11 protein-coding genes, 1 pseudogene and 1 riboswitch are annotated in these 19,037 nt (G+C 42.3%); of the genes and pseudogenes, 4 read left to right on the top strand and 8 right to left on the bottom strand.

The window, feature by feature from the left end:
- The first annotated feature begins 159 nt into the window (after positions 1–159).
- The gene (locus tag PN466_RS04015; protein ID WP_271937156.1) at positions 160–3,366 is read left to right on the top strand and encodes an AAA-like domain-containing protein; all 3,207 of its coding nucleotides are present in this window, start codon (positions 160–162) and stop codon (positions 3,364–3,366) included.
- A gap of 15 nt (positions 3,367–3,381) precedes the next feature.
- On the opposite strand, the gene PN466_RS04010 is transcribed toward PN466_RS04015, so the two are convergent.
- Positions 3,382–3,621 carry a hypothetical protein gene (locus PN466_RS04010; protein ID WP_271937153.1) on the bottom strand — a complete coding sequence of 80 codons (240 nt, stop codon included), beginning with the start codon at positions 3,619–3,621 and terminating at the stop codon, positions 3,382–3,384.
- A 181-nt stretch (positions 3,622–3,802) separates the two neighbouring features.
- Between PN466_RS04010 and PN466_RS04005 the strand changes: the two are divergent.
- A pseudogene (locus tag PN466_RS04005) lies at positions 3,803–4,045 on the top strand (DUF433 domain-containing protein); the annotation flags it as partial.
- Positions 4,046–4,115: 70 nt separating this feature from the next.
- Here PN466_RS04005 and PN466_RS04000 read toward each other — a convergent pair.
- Entirely contained in the window at positions 4,116–4,346 is a 231-nt protein-coding gene (locus PN466_RS04000) for a hypothetical protein (RefSeq protein WP_271937151.1), read from the bottom strand.
- Positions 4,347–4,695: 349 nt separating this feature from the next.
- On the opposite strand from PN466_RS04000, the gene PN466_RS03995 reads away from it, so the two are divergent.
- Together PN466_RS03995 and PN466_RS03990 are read left to right on the top strand one after the other, a co-directional pair.
- Positions 4,696–5,160, top strand: a complete 465-nt coding sequence (locus PN466_RS03995) for a pentapeptide repeat-containing protein (protein ID WP_271937149.1) — start codon at positions 4,696–4,698, stop codon at positions 5,158–5,160.
- 139 nt (positions 5,161–5,299) lie between these two features.
- On the top strand, positions 5,300–7,792 hold the full coding sequence (locus tag PN466_RS03990) for a glycogen/starch/alpha-glucan phosphorylase (protein WP_313898528.1): 2,493 nt from the start codon (positions 5,300–5,302) through the stop codon (positions 7,790–7,792).
- A gap of 172 nt (positions 7,793–7,964) precedes the next feature.
- Here PN466_RS03990 and PN466_RS03985 read toward each other — a convergent pair whose 3' ends face one another.
- From PN466_RS03985 to PN466_RS03960, 6 genes are all read right to left on the bottom strand, one after another.
- Positions 7,965–9,470, bottom strand: coding sequence for a sodium:solute symporter family protein (locus PN466_RS03985; protein ID WP_271937147.1), 1,506 nt, complete (start codon positions 9,468–9,470; stop codon positions 7,965–7,967).
- A 101-nt stretch (positions 9,471–9,571) separates the two neighbouring features.
- Complete coding sequence (gene hypB, locus PN466_RS03980) at positions 9,572–10,273, bottom strand: hydrogenase nickel incorporation protein HypB (protein WP_271937146.1); 702 nt, start codon at positions 10,271–10,273, stop codon at positions 9,572–9,574.
- Positions 10,257–10,637 (bottom strand): hydrogenase maturation nickel metallochaperone HypA, encoded by a 381-nt coding sequence (gene hypA, locus PN466_RS03975; protein ID WP_271937143.1) that lies wholly within the window; start codon positions 10,635–10,637, stop codon positions 10,257–10,259. The genes hypB and hypA overlap by 17 nt, the downstream gene beginning before the upstream one ends.
- 32 nt (positions 10,638–10,669) lie before the next feature.
- Positions 10,670–11,842 carry an agmatinase family protein gene (locus PN466_RS03970; protein WP_271937142.1) on the bottom strand — a complete coding sequence of 391 codons (1,173 nt, stop codon included), beginning with the start codon at positions 11,840–11,842 and terminating at the stop codon, positions 10,670–10,672.
- A 90-nt stretch (positions 11,843–11,932) separates the two neighbouring features.
- Positions 11,933–12,055, bottom strand: a riboswitch (guanidine-I (ykkC/yxkD leader).
- A gap of 79 nt (positions 12,056–12,134) precedes the next feature.
- Positions 12,135–15,773 carry a helicase-related protein gene (locus PN466_RS03965; RefSeq protein ID WP_271937140.1) on the bottom strand — a complete coding sequence of 1,213 codons (3,639 nt, stop codon included), beginning with the start codon at positions 15,771–15,773 and terminating at the stop codon, positions 12,135–12,137.
- Positions 15,774–16,018: 245 nt separating this feature from the next.
- Complete coding sequence (locus PN466_RS03960; RefSeq protein ID WP_271937138.1) at positions 16,019–19,006, bottom strand: hypothetical protein; 2,988 nt, start codon at positions 19,004–19,006, stop codon at positions 16,019–16,021.
- Between the last annotated feature and the right edge of the window lie 31 nt (positions 19,007–19,037).

Raw genomic sequence — 19,037 nt, 5'->3', positions numbered from 1 at the left:
GATATTGAAAGTAGAATTAGCGCACTGGCAAGAAGAAAGAAATCGGGAAAAAGTGAAAATCCAATGGCAATTCACGACGGACGATGCTCGCATTAAACTTAACCACCTTTACCCACAATTTTAAGCTTGCCAGTCCACTACGGTAAACTAAAAAATATTATGGGAACCTATTATATCGGCGGAACCTTACCGCTCAACTCCAAAACTTATGTCACTCGCGCTGCTGATGAAGAACTCTATCAGCAAATACGAAATGGCGAATTTTGTTATGTCTTAAATGCGCGACAAATGGGAAAATCTTCCCTGAGAGTGCGAACCATGCAACGGTTGCAAGAGAATGGTGTGGTATGCGCGTCCATTGATATTACCGAATTGGGTTCGCAACAAGTGACTCCGGAAAAATGGTATGGGGGATTAATTAAAACCCTCGTCAGTCGATTGCAATTAGAGGAAACTTTTTCCTTACGTTCTTGGTTGAGTGAACGCCGAGATATTCCTGCCGTTCAGTTTTTTGGCGAGTTTCTAGAAGAGCTTATTTTCCGCCAAATCACTCAGCCGGTGGTGATTTTTATTGATGAAATTGATAGCGTCCTACAACTGGGATTTAAAGATGATTTCTTTGCCTTAATTCGCTCCTGTTACAATAAACGGGCGGATGATGATGCCTATAAGCGTCTCTCGTTTGTCCTCTTGGGAGTTGCCACTCCTGGCGATTTAATTGAAGACAAAAATCGCACGCCGTTTAATATTGGTCGAGCGGTGGAGTTGCAGGGGTTTCAACTCCATGAAGTGCTGCCCTTGGTGGAGGGATTAAAAGGACGGGTGAGCCATCCAGAAACTGCGATCGAGGAAATCTTAAACTGGACGGGAGGACAACCGTTTTTAACCCAAAAACTCTGTCAATGGGTGTGTGAATTAGCTCCCAATCTTCCCGCAGGAAGTGAGGGTGAGTGGATGGAACAGTTAGTCAGAACTCGGATTATCGAGAATTGGGAAGCATCGGACGATCCGGAGCATTTGAAAACCATCCGCAACCGTATTCTCAGTAACGAGCAACGGGCGGCGTATTTGTTGGAATTATATCAGCAAATCCGCCAGGAAGGGGAGGTGGTGGCGAATAATAGTTTTGAGGAGGGAAAGTTACAGTTATCGGGGTTAGTAGTGAAACAAAGAACCGGAACTTCGGTAAGGCTGAAAGTCGCGAATCCCATTTATTTTGAAGTGTTTAATCAAGCCTGGATTGAGGAACAATTAGAGGCGTTGCGTCCCTATGCGGAAGCGTTTCGCGCTTGGGTTGTATCGGCAGGTGCGGATGAGTCGAGATTGTTGCACGGTAAGACATTGCAGGATGCCCAAGATTGGGCAGCAGGCAAGAATTTAAGCTATCGAGACCAAGAGTTTTTAGCTGCGAGTGAGAAGAAAGAAATTGAGGTGCAAATTGCCCAAGAGAAACTGGAAGCGGAGTTAGAGCGCGAGCGCAAAGACTCGGAAGCCGCAGAGCAGAGAAACCAGGTATTAACGCAAGCAAATCGCAAGGTAAAACGGCGCATTCGTATCGGTGCGGTGGTGATGGTGATGGCGATTTTGGGGGCAACCTTTTCGGTGCAAGTTGCGGGAAATCGAGTGATTAAAGCAAATCGCGAGGCAAGACAGGCACAGATACAAAGGCAAAAAGCAGAGGAACAGGTGCAAAATGTTTCGCTGTTATCTGAATTAGCGGGAGAATTGAATCGAGCAGGTAATCAGTCTGAAGCGGAACAAGCTTGGAAACAGGCAGCGTTATCGTTTGAGATTAAGGATTATGACTTGAAACAAGCGATGTTGTTGAGCCATATTGCCATTGCTTATCAACAGTTGGAACAGTTGGATAAGGCAATGGATGCGGTTTCAGAGAGTTTGGATTTTTTGGATAAAGTAGAAGCTAAAAAAGATCTGAACTATTCTATCTTGCTGGCACAAACATTGAATATTAAATCTCGCCTCTTAGTTGCTCAAGGAGATGAGGTAGTCGATTTTTCTATCAATCAGCAAGCCTTTGATATTTTGCAAACGTTAGATCCTGATTTGACGGGAATTAATCCTGCTGTAGAAGTTTCGTTTCCAGAAACTGTTGAAAATGCGTATCAGGGAGTTCTAGAGTCTATTTTTGATGTTGAAGAAGTGAGTCAAGTAAACTTAGAGAAAGCGCGTCAAGTGATTGAGTCGCTTCAGTTAATGAAGCTTCATGATTTCAGTCAGATGTTTCCTTTAAATCCTAATTTAGTAAAAATTGAGGCAATTGATCCACAAGCCGCAGTTTTCTATCCAATTTTATTTGAAGATCGTGTTGGATTTATACTTCACTTACCCAGTGAACCACTCTATCACTACTCAATTAAGAGAACTATAGATATGGAAAACTACTCAATAGATATTTTTAGTGATTTACCTCATATTACTATGGATGCAAGGGGAGAGGTAAGGGCTGGGGACTTAAGCAATAATATTGATTATCATTTTGATTATCATGATTATCATTTGAAGGTAAGTCAAAAATATAATGATGTAATATTCAAACCATCAGAGATTTATTTAAGATCAAAAAATATCAAAACTTTGGTATTTATATCTACTAAAGCAGTGAATAACATGCTAGAAAACATTTCTGTATTTAATCTTCACGATCGAGAGCAGTATTTAGTACAGAAATATGCAGTTGCTTTTACCCCTGCATTAGAGATCATAGAACCTGAAGATAAAGTTAAAAGACCTTTAAAGGCATTAGTAGCTGGAATAGCGAGAACATTTGACATACGAGAAGAGGGGATATTATTGGAGCCATCACCCACAATTGAACAAGAAATAGAAAAAGTAAGCTCTATCATATCCAGTTCTGTTTTGTTCAATGAAAATTTCACAAATACTGCGTTTAAAAAAGCACTGAAAAATTTTGATTTTTCAGTGATACATTTGACGAATATAGATCATCTTTCTATGGATTTAGGTAATGTAATATCAACTTGGGATGAAATTATTTCTTATGAAGACTTTGGAATATTAGTCGATTCTCTAAATCAACGACAAGATAAAGGTATTGATTTACTGGTTCTTGATTATCTAAAATCTTTTGTGAGTAATTATGAATTTACTAATCAGTTAACAAAATATAATATTCGCACTATCCTTACTCATAGGAGACATACTTCAGTAGTTCCACTTAATAATTATATTCCTGATTTCATGGGTAAGTTTTATCAAAAATGGACACAATCAAATACTTCCAAAGCTGAGGCACTGCGTCGCGCTCAAGTCAGTTTTATCAAGAACCCAGAATTGAGCCATCCTGATAATTGGGCTAACTATATTTTGATTGGTGATTGGCGGTAAGGGTAAGATCTGACATCACTTTTGATGTAAAATCTCATCAATAAAATTATCTCTTTCTTCTTCTGTGATCAAATCCCAATCAAAACCGCGCTCTTGAGGGACTAACCTCGCTTTCTCAACACCATAACGGGATAAAGATTCCCACTGTCTCCATTGCTGGAGCAGGAGGAATTGAAACAGATCCAGTTGTTGTTGATGGGGTAACTGTTTAACCAGATCAATTACTTGTTCATTACTGAGATTAAGTTGTGGCATGGTTGGCTCGGCAACAGATGAACGCTTTGATTATAGTCTATAATCAAGTTAATACTCACAACCCAGAAACCCGGTTTCTCCAAGAAACTGGGTTTCTAACGCCCCTAGAAAGATCGCCAAAAGAATCTCTATGCAGACAACAACTGATATTGGTACATTAATTGTGTAAACCCCTGACACTTGTGGGAACCTTCCACGAATTGCAGGGACTCGCGTTACGGTGCAAAATATTGTCATTGATTTCCAAGCAGGAATGAAACCGGAAGAGATTCTGGCACAAAGAATCAATTTGACACCGGCACAGGTTTATGATGCTTTAGCTTACTATTATGCTAATCAAGGGCGCATTGATGGGGATATTAAGGCTTATTATGAAGAGTGCGATCGCCTAGAAAGGGAATACCAAAATAATCAAGTCCTATGAGTCAAATTCGTCTGTATCTCGATGCAATCGATCCCCCTAAATCCCCCTAAAAAAGGGGGACTTTTATAAATTAGCGCTTTTTAAGTTGTAATAAAACAAAGAGGTGCAAGCACAAGAGAATGAAAAACTCAACGTGCAACACGAGGGAAAGTCCTGAATTTAATCCTGAAGTGACTGGATTGATTGCTTGTACGATTTCCCGTTTGGGGTCTATACTCATCACTGTTTCCAGAGTTTCCATAGACTGGATAATCGGGTATGCTTTCGGGGAGGTTTTAATCTGTCGGGATCGGGATTTCATTTTCTGTATCCTCGCTAGAATTTCCTACTCTTTCAGCATCTCAAACCCGTTCTTGAGAACTGACTGAATACGAGGTCAATGGAGCGGTACTTTTATCTGATTTATGCCTAAGTTTTCCTCAGATAATCACTGAAAACACCCCATGTAGGGGCGAAAAATTTTTCGCCCCTACAGATACCACAGAATGGGGACTATAGAGTAAAAAAACGCTTGACCAATTACCTCGTACCCATTACCGCGCGTAGCGCTATATAACAAATTGTTACGAACCCCCCCCTAGATAGGTGACGTTTGCCCCCTTCAGTTGGGAGAATGGAGAGTGTGTTCAAGTTAAAACCTGAACGTCTCTATGGATGTTAATGAATTTCTAGACCGTTATGCTACAGGGGAACGCTATTTTAAGGACGTTGACCTGTTCCGAGCTGAATTGAGTAGTGCTAATTTACCCGGAATTCGCTTATTGCGAGCCGATCTATTTGCTGCGAATCTGTTTCGGATTAATCTATTAGGTGCTGATTTGTTTCGCGCTCGGTTAATTCGAGCCAATTTGTATTGTGCTAATTTGAGTGGAATTAATCTCAGTGAAGCCGATTTAATTGGTGCAGATCTTCGAGGCGCAGATTTAAGTGGTGCAGATTTAAGTAGTGCAGATTTAAGTGGTGCGGATTTAACCGATGCTAATTTAAGCTATGCTGATTTGAGTCTGGCGAGTTTATGTCGGGCTAACTTAACGAATGCCCAATTCGACACAGCAAAGTTAGAAAAAACAGACTTGAGTAAAGCCGTTATGCCAGATGGGGGAAAACATCCTTAAGAAAAAAGATTGGGAGAAGGCAAGGGGCTTTAAAGCCCCTTGTTACGACGATCCAGGACAGTGAGTTAAGTACAGCATAATTAGGGTATCTTCTGGCATCTACACTTCAAAGTTATGTAATTGTGATTGAAATTAGATTATGTCAAGCCAATTTTTTTCCCAAGATAATGATGTGATGAACGTAGATTCTGGCAGTCAGGAAAGTCAGGTAGAAGTCTTAAAAGAGGATTTTATCTGTAATCTGCATTGTATTCAAGGGAAAACGATTAATTTAGCCACGCCCCATGATTATTATATGGCTCTGGCGTATACGGTGCGCGATCGCCTCCTGGATCATCGCCTCAATACCAGCAGTCGCTACCGCAAACATCAAGCCAAAACCGTCTATTACCTGTCCGCAGAGTTTCTCATGGGTCGTCAATTGAGTAATAATTTACTCAATTTGGGCATTTATGACGATACAGTAGAAGCCTTAACACAATTGGGGTTAAACCTACAAGATTTAGTAGTTTTAGAAGCAGAACCGGGTTTAGGAAATGGGGGGTTAGGTCGGTTAGCGGCTTGCTTTCTAGATTCATTGGCTACCTTGAGTTTACCCGCGATCGGGTATGGAATTCGCTATGAATTTGGCATTTTCGATCAACTGATTATCAATGGGGTGCAAATAGAACGTCCTGACAAATGGTTGCGCTATGGAAACCCTTGGGAAGTATATCGTCCAGAAGCCAGTGTGCGGGTGAAATTTGGCGGCTATACGGAATTTCACCCGGATGAATCTGGGCAAATGCATGTCCGGTGGATTGGCGATCGCGAAATTACCGGAACGCCCTATGATACCCCTGTTCCTGGATATCAAAATCAGACCGTCAATCGGTTACGATTATGGCGAGCCTATGCCACGGAAGAACTCGATTTTGCTCAATTCGATCGCGGAGATTATATAGGAGCCGTATCGGATAAAATTTTCTCAGAAAATATTTCTAAAGTTCTTTATCCCAATGATAATACTTATCAAGGTAAACAGTTGCGTCTAGAGCAACAATATTTCTTTGTCAGTTGTTCTCTACAAGACATCATTAATCGCTATCGACGGCAATATGAGAATTTCGATCATTTCCATGAAAAAGTGGCCATTCAGCTTAATGATACCCATCCTTCCATTGGCGTAGCCGAGTTAATGCGGTTGTTAGTAGATGAGTACAACTTGGGCTGGAATCGCGCTTGGTATATTACCAAGCATGTTTTTGCCTATACGAATCATACCCTACTTTCGGAAGCGCTGGAAACTTGGCCGGTGAGTTTATTTGAGTCGTTGCTCCCCAGGCATTTAGAAATTATTTATGAAATTAATCAGCGATTTTTAAATGAAATTCGTTCTCGATATCCAGGGGATTTAGATCGGTTATCGCGCATGTCTTTAGTGCAGGAAGATCCAGAGAAAAAGATTAGAATGGCCCATTTATCTTGTGTAGGTTCCTATTGCATTAATGGGGTGGCACAACTGCATACCGATTTGTTAAAAGCTCAAGTTTTACCTGATTTTCACGACTATTGGCCGCAAAAGGTTCAAAATAAAACGAATGGCATTACACCAAGGCGCTGGTTGCTGTTGAGTAATCCCCAATTGTCTAAATTAATTTCCTCAAAAATTGGCCAGGACTGGATTACGGATTTAGATCAATTGCGAGGGATAGAACCTTATGCTGACGATCCTGAATTTCAACAGGAATGGCAACAGATTAAATATGACCATAAGGTGGCTTTAGCCGAGCATATTTTGTTGTTTAATGACTTAGAAGTGAATCCAGATTCTTTGTTTGATATTCAAGTGAAGCGGATGCACGAGTATAAGCGTCAACTGTTAAATGTGCTGCATATTATCACGTTGTATTATCGGATAAAGCAGAATCCTGGGTTAAATCTCGTCCCTAGGACGTTTATTTTCGCAGGGAAAGCCGCTCCAGGGTATTTTATGGCAAAAATGGTAATTCAGTTGATTAATGCGGTCGCAAGGGTGGTGAATCACGATCCGGAAGTGGGAGATCGCCTAAAAGTCGTATTCCTGGCGGGCTATTCCGTTTCCTTGGGACAAAAAATTTACCCAGCCGCCGATCTCTCAGAACAGATTTCCATGGCAGGAAAGGAAGCATCAGGCACGGGAAATATGAAATTTGCCCTCAATGGTGCAGTCACTATTGGTACATTAGATGGGGCCAATATTGAAATCCGGGAAGAAGTGGGAGAGGAGAATTTCTTCTTGTTTGGTTTAACTGCATCTCAAGCGCAAGCACTAAAAGCAAAGGGATACGATCCGAAATCCTATTATCACTGGAATCGCGAACTGAAAATGGTGATGGATGGAATGGCGAAAAGGGAGTTTTCACCCGAAAATCCGGAGTTATTTCAGCCTATTATTGATTCCTTATTGGATCGGGATGAATATTTGCTCTTTGCTGATTATGCAGATTATATCAACTGTCAAGAACGCGTCAGTCAAGCCTATCAAGATCGGGCAAGCTGGACAAGAAAATCGATTTTGAATACGGCGAGGATCGGTAAGTTTTCTAGCGATCGCGCGATCGCCGAATACGCCAGAGATATTTGGCACATTCACCCGGTTTATTCATCTTAGGAATTGGGCAATAGGCAATAGGCAATAGAAAGTGGCCTAATATCATTCCTGTATCATTTTGCGCTTAACAAGGGGCTTTTAATCCCTTTGCCTCTCACAATACCTTCGCCATTTTCCCGTAGGTTGGGTTGAACGAAGTGAAACCTATTCCCCATTCCCCATTCCCCATTCCCTATTCCCTAGCGTGCAGCGCTATATGAGCGTCGTGCTCTTCTAGGGTATTAGCTGTATTACCTTTCCCTCTAGTTAAATTTGATCCGATAATAAAGGCCGCTAATCCAACAAAAGGACTAATTAAAGTAGGGAAGCCATCAAAATCGGGTGTAAATAAACCATTGGGAATATAGAGTAAAGTATTGTCCAAGCCAAATGTCGTAGGCATGAGAACAAACATGACAATACGAGTTAGCGTTCCCAAAATAATACAGGCTAAGGCTCCTTGTTTTGTTGCCCCCGGCCAATAGAGTCCTCCGGCTAGGGGAATTAATAATCCAGCGAAGCCAATATCAAAGGCTAGGAGTAAGAGAATCCCCGTTTGAGGAATACGCAAGGCAAAGAATAAGCCCATCGCAGTAATTACAACGGCCATTAATCGGGTAATTAATAATAAACGATCGCCGCCAGCATTGTGTTCGTCATGGCGAATACCCAGGATGTTATGGGCAATCACCGAAGACGTGCCTAAAATTGCCCCATCTGCTGTCGATAAAGAAGCAGAAAGAATCGCTGCAATCACCAAAAGTCCCACGAGGGGAGGAACAACGCCTTGCAGCAAGGCATAGAGCAGGGGCCCCTCTGGGGTAATATTGGCTTGTTCTAAAATAGACGGTGCAGATAACGCCACCATTGAGAACGGCACGCCAATCAGGATGGTTCCCGCAGAGCCAATAAAACAGGCTTTTTGGGCGGTTTCTGGACTATCGGAGGCAAAGACACGAGCCATAAAGTCAATGGCGACAATATCGCCCAAACCCAAGGCTAAGAGGGTTGCCCAGTTAATCGCTGCACCCGCTCCTGGATTGGTTAACTGCTCCAAGTGCATGGGGCCCATACCATCAGGAATGGTAAAGCCAAAGTTAAAGCCAATAAAACCCACTAGAGCAATCATACCGACTAAGGCGATCGCCACTTGAATCGCATCGGTATAAGCAACGGCAAACAATCCCCCACTGGCAGTGTAGATCAGGACAATCATGGCAATAAACATGGCTCCGGACGTATAATTTGTCCCCATGAATGCTTGGAACAAATAGCCCCCAGCCACCAGATTACCCGCCAGCAGAAAGGAGAAACTCAGCACCATAATCACTGATGCCACCCATTCTGTAGTGCGATCGTACTTGATACGATAGAAATCGGGTAGCGTAATCAATCCCATACGGTTCATCGGTTTAGCGAAAAACAGCGCCGTCAGAAACAAGCACAACGCTAAACCAATCGGTAACGACGCACCCGCCCAAAATCCAAATTCAGCCGCTAAATCCGTATTGCCCAAAGTTGCATTAGAATCCACCGACTGAGCCATCAAGGTGGCAGCCGCTAGGGGAAGAACCAGCCCCCGTCCAGCCACCAAATAGTTGACGCTATCTCCCTTAATCTGCTTAGAAGCCCAGACACCAATGCCTAGGGTTCCAAAGAGGAAGAGCAAAATTCCCCAGAACAAAATCTTTTCTGTCATAATTATTTTCTCCCGGTCTACTTAGACCGATGGACTGTTTTTGTGGTTTAGAGCTACTCCAGGTTTTGGCAGAACATTGGAGTAGCTTTTTTTGATTCAACCTAAACGGGCATCGCCAGCGGTTGAGCCGACGCTGGGGTTACTTGAGTGCGAACCCAAGTAAACCAAGCGTCTAATCCCTCACCGGTTTTTGCCGATAGGGGAATGAGGGTAACGTGAGGATTGATTTGCCGCACGTTTGCTTCAAGTCGCTCTAGGTCAATCTCTAGATAGGGAGCGAGATCCATTTTGGTGACCAAGAGACAATCCGCTTCTTGAAACATAATTGGATATTTGAGGGGTTTATCTTCTCCCTCAGTAATGCTTAAGAGGGCAACTTTGGCATGTTCGCCCACTTCAAATTCTGCGGGACACACCAGATTGCCCACATTTTCCACCAGGACTAAATCAAAGTCGGAAGGAGTGTATTGGTTGGCTAACTGGTGAATGCCTCCAGAGACCATCTTTGAGTCCAGATGACAGGAACGACCGGTATTAATAGCAATCACGGGCACGCCATATTGACGCAGACGCTCGGCATCCAGTTCAGTGGTCATATCTCCTTCAATGACAACCATGTTGAGGTCAGAATGCAAGGCTTCTAAGGTTTTCTCTAGAAGAACCGTTTTTCCTGCACCAGGACTACTCATCAGGTTCAGACAAGTCATCCCCCATTCGTCAAAATGGGCACGATTATGGTCTGCTCCCGCTTGGTTGGCATGGAGTAAGTTAATTTCTAAGGCAGCATCAAAGGTTTGGTGCATGGCTGGTTGGGGTTAATGGGCTATATTCAATGCGATCGATTTTGAGTTCTCGTCCAGAGCGAATATCTTCCATGGGAGAATTGCAGGTTGGACAGGCATAGTGCTGGCCAATTTGCGGTCGATATTCGATTTGACAGGAATGGCAAAAGGCGATTAAGGGTTTTTCTTGAATAGCCAGTTTGGCTCCTTCTAAAAACGTGTTTTGAGTTTGCACTTCAAAGGCGAATTGCAAGCTGGCAGGTTCGACACAGGTAAATTGACCAACGATTAGGTGAACCGTTTCTATTTTGGGCGATTCTTCTTGGTCATTCCACCAGTCTCGCAACGTGAGAATTAAGGCTTTAGTCATATCAGTTTCATGCACGTTGTTTACCTACCTCTAGTGATATCCTCGGGTTAGGTCCATTCAACTTGTTCCGGTTGGGCTTCTGGATGAATATAGCTAGGTTTTTCTTGACGAGGAAGTTGCCCGGAAATCACTAAATGAGCCATGGTATCGCAAATGACGCGAGTGGCCATTAAGGCGGTGATATCGCTAATGTCATAGGGAGGGGAAACTTCCACGACTTCTAACCCACAAACGGGAGTATTTTGGACAATTTTTTTCAGTAAGTAGAGTGCTTCCCTGGGTAGGAGTCCACCGGGTTCTGGCCAACCGGTTCCGGGGACAAAACCCGCATCGATACAATCGATATCGAAACTAATCCAAACACAATCGGTGCCATCGGTAGCTCGCTGTATGGCAAAGTCTGCGGCAGCATCTAATCCCATGTCTGTAATGTCGGTTACCGTTAGGATATTGGTCGCTCTCTCGCGACAAACTTTGACTCCTTGACGGGGAACTTGCCAGCCTCCAATTCCAAGTTGAACGAGGTTTTTAGCGGGGGCATTTTTGATGTTGGTGGCATGAAACCAAGGGCAGGTATGCATCCGTTCGTCTAAGTCGGTTTCTTGGGTATCCACATGGCGATCGAAGTGAATTATGCCGACTTTTTTATCACCTAAGTGGCGACAAATACCGCGCACGGTGGGAAATCCAATGGAATGATCGCCGCCTAAAACGATGGGAAATGCACCGGAATGAAAGACATGGGCAATGCCTTTTGAGATTTGATCGAAGGATTTTTCGTTGTTAGCGGGAATGGTAAAAATATCACCGACATCGCAAAGGGTGATTTGTTCGCGCAAGTCAATGCCCAGTTCAAAATTATAGGGGGTGTAAAGGGCACTGATACGACGGATACCTTGGGGACCAAATCGAGTACCGGGACGGTAGGTGGTTCCGGAGTCGTGGGGAACGCCGATAATGGCGATATCGTAGTTGCCAACGTTCCGCACGTCTTCTAAGTAGGGTGCTTTGAGAAAGGTGTTAATCCCGGCGTAGTGGGGGAGTTCTCCACGGGAAAAGGTGGGAATGGTGCGATCGCGGATACTTTGAGCAGCTTCTAAACCATATTCTAATCCGCGATCGACTTCCTGCTGCCAACCGCTTAGGGGTAAATTTCTCTCTTTTTCTAAAGCTTTCTGAGCTTCTAAATCAGGAGGTTGAAATGGAAGTTGTTCGCTCATTATGGGTGGCTCTATATTTTTAAGTATGTTCTGAATGCGTCCAACAAGAAGAAAGCCCAGGAGTTTGACGTACTCTTTCCCAACGCCAAAATCTCCCGGGCTTTTATCCCGCCGTGGAACTAAAGTCTGATCCATAACAGACTTTAGCTTGCTTCTCTTGGACCAGTCACTGAAGTACGGTAAACCTCAATCGGAACCCTAGAAGCGGTTATTCTTGTATGACTTGACTTGTTTTATAACCAGTTTTGAGGCAATAAACTGTATTGAGGGTTACTAAATTGAGTCTTGATTTTTATTTTTTGTCTTGAGAGAGAACCAAATTGAGGATGTTCAATTCATGGGAATGAAGCAGATAGCGATCGCCGAAGCGTTGCTGGCGAATTTCGGCTAGACTGTAGCTACTAAAGATTACAAACGGAAAATCCTGGTAGCGATCGCCAATCGGGAGAATATTATCGACGGGGTAGAGCGATCGCACATAGCATTCGAGAATGTAGCGAAATGTCATATCTAGAAACGGAGCATTATCGCCTTCTGCGAGATACCTTTTCATCTGCTCTCTAGCGACAAATGTTAATAATGGCAGCGCATAATAGCGATCCAGTCGTTGACTTTGCTGCTCGTAGCGTTGGGATTTATGCTGAGTTTCGCGAATTTCATCAATTAAATCAATCGCGCTGCGAGTCGCAAATTTCAGATTTTCATTGTAATCACTTTTCGGGCTACTAATATACCTTAAATTCTGCCACAGTTTATCGGTTCTCCGATCTAGAATTAAATCCAGAAATAAAGTATAAGTTTCCGAAACGACTTTAGCGCCAAGGGGAACCATGAGCAAACTTCCCTGAAGATAGCCCGTTTCTAGCGGTGGAAAATCGATTAATTGACTCAGATTAGGTCGAACAAACCCTAAGAACTGATGGGTAAACTCTTCCGAAATATAGGAGGAGTGTTCCGATTTAGGAACAGTAAAATCCGCTTGACTGAGTAAGGTTTTTAAATGCTCATAAGTTTGTTTTAGTTTTTGATCGCTGTGACGATTTCTAGTTTCTAGTTTCAGTTCCCTAAGCAAATTCGCCAGTTGAGAACTGAGGGTTTGTCCAGCCGCAGATACTGACTTGCCGCCAATGGGAATAATCAAATACTCTTGTCTGCCAATTTTACCCGCTCCCAGAATCCGCGTCATAATCGAGGCTTTGAGCAGCAGCAAAATATTAAAGATGCTGAGAATTTTCTCCTGAAGAGAAAGCTGGGGCTGATCCTCAAAATAAACGGCGCGTTCTGCAAGATAAAAGTGTAAAGATTTGGATTGATTATCCCGATTCCCATCACCCCGTCCGCGATAGATCGTTTGAATGATTTCCATCAGATTTTTTTCCACTTGGAAGCGCGGAATATCCACTAAAATATGCTTAACCTTGGGAAAGGATAATCCTCGACTGCCGGAAGAAGTCATGAAAATGATCTTGACTTCGTTTTGATAGTGATGGATGGCTTGCTTTTCGCTCTCGGAAAGACTGGCATGAATTTCGAGATAGTCTTGGTTTTTCTCAAATGTTTGCCAACGACGTTCCAGCGCTTCAATTAGGTTTTTTAAGCGTTGCTTGTTTTGGATATAGACTAAAATTTGATCGTCGTTATCTCTCTGTTCTTGAGTGATTCGCTCAATATCAGCTAAAATTTGTTCTCGCAATTTCTTGTCTAAATCATCATCTTCTCGTTTTAAGCGATCGCGCTCTTGAAATTGAGTCGAATGAATGATAACATTATAGGTAATGTTCAGATCTCTGGCAGGATAAGAGTTGGTATTGATTAGCGTTGCTGGATGGCATTTGAATTTAAACCAATCAAGCGTCAAGGGTGAAGCCTTTCTCTTGGCTTTGCGGAAAAAGATTTTATCGGGTTCAGCCGTGGTAACTTGTAAATGTTGACTAATCACATCCGGATCGACAATGGAAGCATCAGCGATAATCATTTTAGGATTAAATCCATGTTTGCTGCTGGTTAAATCATAATCTTGAAGAATGTGAGTGATGCGATTCAAAAATTCCACGCCGCTATCATCTCCAGTAATTTCATCAATCATGATAAACAGATGTTTAAACCGCTTAGAAATGGCTTGCATTTTTTCTGAGATAACGGCTTGAGTACGACTATTGTAGGCTCCTTTGAAAATCTCGCCAAAATGCTTGAGGGTATCACTACCATTGGGTGTCTTTTTCAAGGCTTGAATGGAGATAGAAGCGACAATTTTATTCGTGCTTTGGCGATCGACAAGGGTATGGATAGCTTCACACATGCTGCGAATGACTCCGGCAGTATTTTGAGGTGCTTCAACGATTAAATCTTCGGTTTTGCGTTGGAGACGAGAATCCCTATTTTGCTGTTGTTTTTGCTCTTGACTTCCATCGAGAAAATTAACAGATTGTTGCCTAAAATTTCCTTGCCATAGATCGGAACGATATTGTACGCTATAATCACCACCCTGTTCGGCAATAATCTGGGAATTGGTGTTTAAGCAAACTAGGTTTTCGCTGCACCAATTTCCCTTATCATCCTTGAATTTTTCCAGAATATCCAGGTTAACCTGTTTGCGGGGACTGACATAGAAAAAGAGAAAACCGTCGTCTTGATGCTGTTTGAGGAAATTGGCGATCGCCGTTGTTTTTCCGATTCCCGGATTCCCCGTTAAAAAAAGATACAAACTCTCGGAAAGTAGCGATCGCCGAATTAACTCAGCATGGCCATTGCGTAAATCCAGGCTAGAATCAAGATTATGCTCTTGTGCAATATCATCGGGAAGGGGTGCAACCGAGGTGAGAAACCCCTGAATTTGCTCCTGATGGGTAACCACCGTGGTTCGATCTGGGGGAATATCGATCAACTTCTGCACAAACTCCTTACCGCGATCGAAACTTGCACCCATCTGACGCTTGATCTGATTAAACACCTGTTTTCGCACTACGATCATCTCTTTTCCACTGGACTCATGCTTGTAAATTTGATAACAGGTTTCAAACAAAGAGAGGTTTTGGGAATGGATCGTCATGGTGTTCATTCCGCGATCGCTATATCCTATCGCGCTCAAAATCACCTTTGCACCTTGAGGAATAATCCCCGTTTTTTGTGCAAACTGATAAAAACTATAAGCATATCCTCCCGCTTGAATTAGCTTCGCGCTCTCCTTATCCTTCGACTTAAACGCCGTAAAATAATCCTTCAAACCCGGAGAAAACAGAAACTCTAAATCTGGACTGTCTCCCGTATCAATTCTCAGCTTAGAAAACACACTTTTCGAGCGCAAATAATTGATTTCTTTAATGAGTTTGCTTTTAATCAGTCCAATAAAATTTTGGATATCAGTCAGATCTTTTTCCGACTGAACCGCAAATACGGATTGATCCACCACCAAAATGCGATAGTCTCGTTGGGAATGACGGAGCAATAACAGAGTATCCGCTTTTAAAAACTCTCCTGTATCACTATAGCGATTAATATAGGTCTTTAACTGCGCTGGATCGAGTCCTTCTAACCGAGATAACCACTCTTGGGAAACCTGCTCTTGACTCTTCTGATACGTCTTGAGACTATTGTCACCCGCAAAAGCACATTGATAATAAAGCACCTCTAAACGACGCTCAAGGTTGTGCCATCTCGTCCCTTGCAGATATTCGGCAAAAAAGTTATATCCCCCCAAAAACCCCTTTAGGAGTAAAAGGTTACTCCAGGTTTCGATGATCTGGCGATCGCTACAACTAATGGAACTCGCATTTTCAATCAGCTTTTTATTAATTGCGTTTAAGTTTACATTTTCTAGCTCTTTGCGATAATAATCAACCCATTGCGATGCTAATTGGTTTTGCTGAAGATAATTGAGAATCCCAATATTAAACCCCATTTCAAAAGGTCGTCCTTGATCTTCTATTTTCATCGCTCAATTTCTCCTTAATTTACATCACTTCCAGTAGTGGATCGTTTCATTTCAAATAGGGCTTTGTTTGGTGTAAGCACGAAGAGTGCTTAAAAGCCTAGCTGGAGAGGGATAAATCCCTCACTACGAACGAAATCTAATGCATCATTTTAGCTGAAACAATCCAGTAGGGTGTGTTAGCGACAGCGTAACGCACCTTTTACCCATTACCACGCATTCATGTCCGCAAAGCGGAAAGCGCTATATCAAATCAAGGCCTTTTTCACTTCCGTCAGAAACGCCAAAGAATTAAAATCAGACTTCCCATTCATATGCTTAAACAAAGACAGCTTACCCACCGAATAATCGCCAATAATATTTTGATAGGGATCGAGCTTTAAGCTGATTTTGCTCATTGCTTCATAGCGAGAAAAATGAAACAGCGTCAAATACTGTAAAATATCATGTTTCAAGTCTCCCTCATGGAGCAATCCTTGATAAATTACTTCATTATCCAAAATTCCCTTATAAGTATTTAAGAGAGTAGCATAGGAAATTACTCCATTATAAAACCGCTCATCCTTTTTGCCCACTTTGAGTCCATTAAACAAATTAAAAAATACCACTGATTGCTGACTCGGATCGTCCACTAACTGGGTTAACTCGCGGATATCTTGCACATACAAAGATTTCGGCTTGAGACTCATAGAAGAGCGCACATAATACTTATCGAAAAACATGGGATAAATTTTAATATCCGGGTTATTCTCTACAAGGCAACGAATCAGCGATCGCGACATAAAAAACAGTCGATCCTCTTCTGCGGTAATATTTAAGCTGCTTGTATACGGAGCTTTGGCAATATAAACAAAATGCCGATATCCTCGCTGATAGAGTTCCACGATTTTATCCCGGAGAACCAAAGGAGTATTAAACATTTCTGACCGGAGATAAGAATCCGAAAATGTGCTTAAGCAATTAATCTCTATCCGAGCATCTTCCCGACGAGTGACGCTCACCACTTCGCCCATTAAATTAGACAGATGCCGATCTTTATCCGTTTGATAATGGGCATCAGATTCCCGACTGGACACCACAATAATCGCTAATTTTTCTAATTGTGGCGTTTCCTCCAGTTGATCAAATGAGAAAACTTTAGGGAGTCGGGAATACAGAGAACTGAGACCATTTCTTGTTTTATGGATATTGTTGCTCGTAATATCAAAACCTTGGAAATTGGCTAGTATTTCCTCTTCATTCAGCAAATGGGAGACGGTAACCGACAAATTCAGTATGAACTCTTCCAATGCAGATGAATTATTCTTATTGGTTAAATGAAAGCGGACAATAGGAATAAATAGGTTTTTGCGGTTGGGGAGATAACGGGCTAACTGTTGAACCACGATATAGAAGAGTAGACTAAACGTAAAGCGATACAGAAATGCTTGTTGATCATCTAATTGTTCGTTTTGGGCTGTATCGATATGAAACAATACTAATTTTCTCCTTTGTAAAGTTTCATAGTGTTTTTTATGTACTTTATCGGTAAGGCCTTGTTTAGGCATTAACAGCACCGGAAAGCTCTGGAGATGATCCAGTTTATAGCTCATCGAAAAAGTTTGGCGATCGCTCGTTTCTGAATAGCGGATATCTTCAATCTTGATGCTAACCGGTAATTGGCATAAAATCTCCGGATTTACCGTCGCTTCTCCCACCGACAAATACTGAAGACACTGCTTCGGATTTCCTTTCAGAGCTTCCCGAAATAGAGTTTGTCGCCCAAAAATTGTATCAACATCTGTTTCTAATAACGTTTTCCTCACCCCCACATGAATACAATGTTCGCTGGGAGGTATAACCATTTCCCGTGTTAAAGTATGCTTGACTAATTTCACCAAGCGGTTAACTTTTTCTCTAGCTTTTAATTTGTCTAGTCCTCTGCGAATTCCTCTTAACAGACTGACTTTAGCCTCATCGTTATCTCCTTGCAGTGTCGGTAAAATTTTCGCTTCAAAGCGACTGACTGGATCGTAGTGTAATTCATTATTATGATTATAGCCTTCTGCCTCTGGATCGCAATCGGAGGCAAAAACAAAGAAATATAAAAAAGCGACTTTCAGAATCTTTTGCAGACCATATGGACTTCGAGCTACAGCCTGATTTTCTTCTCGATCTAGATCCAGTAAACTACAATAATAATCAAAAGCACTTGCGCTCCCCTGATTTTGCACAGGGCCATTTAATTTTAGCTTCAGTCCAAAGATAAATTGTCTTCTGTTACGTCTTGGATCTGTTGTTTCTCCTAAATAGCCTTCAATGATGGGGATAACAGGCAAAATATCAAAGGCTTCTGCACGGGAAAAAAGTTGGCGAAAATTGACGGGTGTTCCTTGATAGGTAACTTCATAGTCAGCATCCGATCGCTGCGGATCGGCAATATAATCATTCAATGCTTTTAATCGACGAATTAAATCCTGGAGATAAACAACCTCTGGATGTCTGTCGGCATTAATATTTTGCTCTAAATATTCTAAATACTGAATTTTTGCTTCTTTTTTCAGTTGTCCCAAAACTTCCGTATCCATCAACCGTTTGATCAGGTTAATATCAGAATCCTTATGTTCATCTTGTATCAGATCGGTTAGAACATCCTCTAGATCGGCTTGTTGTTCATCTGTTTCAGTATCGAGATGTTCCTGGATGTAGCGCCTCAATTCTTCGGGTAAATTACGATTGAGGGTATCCGTGCGATCGACGGTGATGGTTAATTTGTGAAATTTAATCGAGCCAGGGGATTGAATTTGTAAGCGTTCTTTTTGTAATCCAGTATAAGCTGTAAAGGGATAGCTTAAATCTAAACTGGGTTGTGAATTCTGAAAAGTGGAGAAATCCTGAACTAAACTAGATAGAAATGCGCTGGTTTCTAGGTTTTTTGCCCTTAAACTAGATTGCAGTTGCTCCAGGAGTGCTTGTCTAATGTTGCGGATTTTATCTGGAAATTGGGCAGCGCAGGAGGGGCTAGAATTGAGGGTAGCAGCGCGAATCCCCCGATCTGAACCGAGGATCGGATCGTCAAGATTTTGCTGGGCTATCCGATGGGCGATCGCCTCTACATTAACCAATAACCGCTCAGAATCATCGGAAACGCGAAATAAACCGGGCTGATTGGCGATCGCCTCTACAATGCGATCGAGCATCTCCCCATAATCTACCCTGGGCAGACTATCATCCGCTTGTCGAAAGGAACTAACCATCGTCATCAAAGCTACCTTTCGTTTAATTATA

The sequence above is a fragment of the Roseofilum reptotaenium CS-1145 genome (genome assembly GCF_028330985.1).
Classification (GTDB): Bacteria; Cyanobacteriota; Cyanobacteriia; order Cyanobacteriales; family Desertifilaceae; genus Roseofilum; species Roseofilum reptotaenium.
This window is presented reverse-complemented; position numbering and strand designations above follow the sequence as displayed.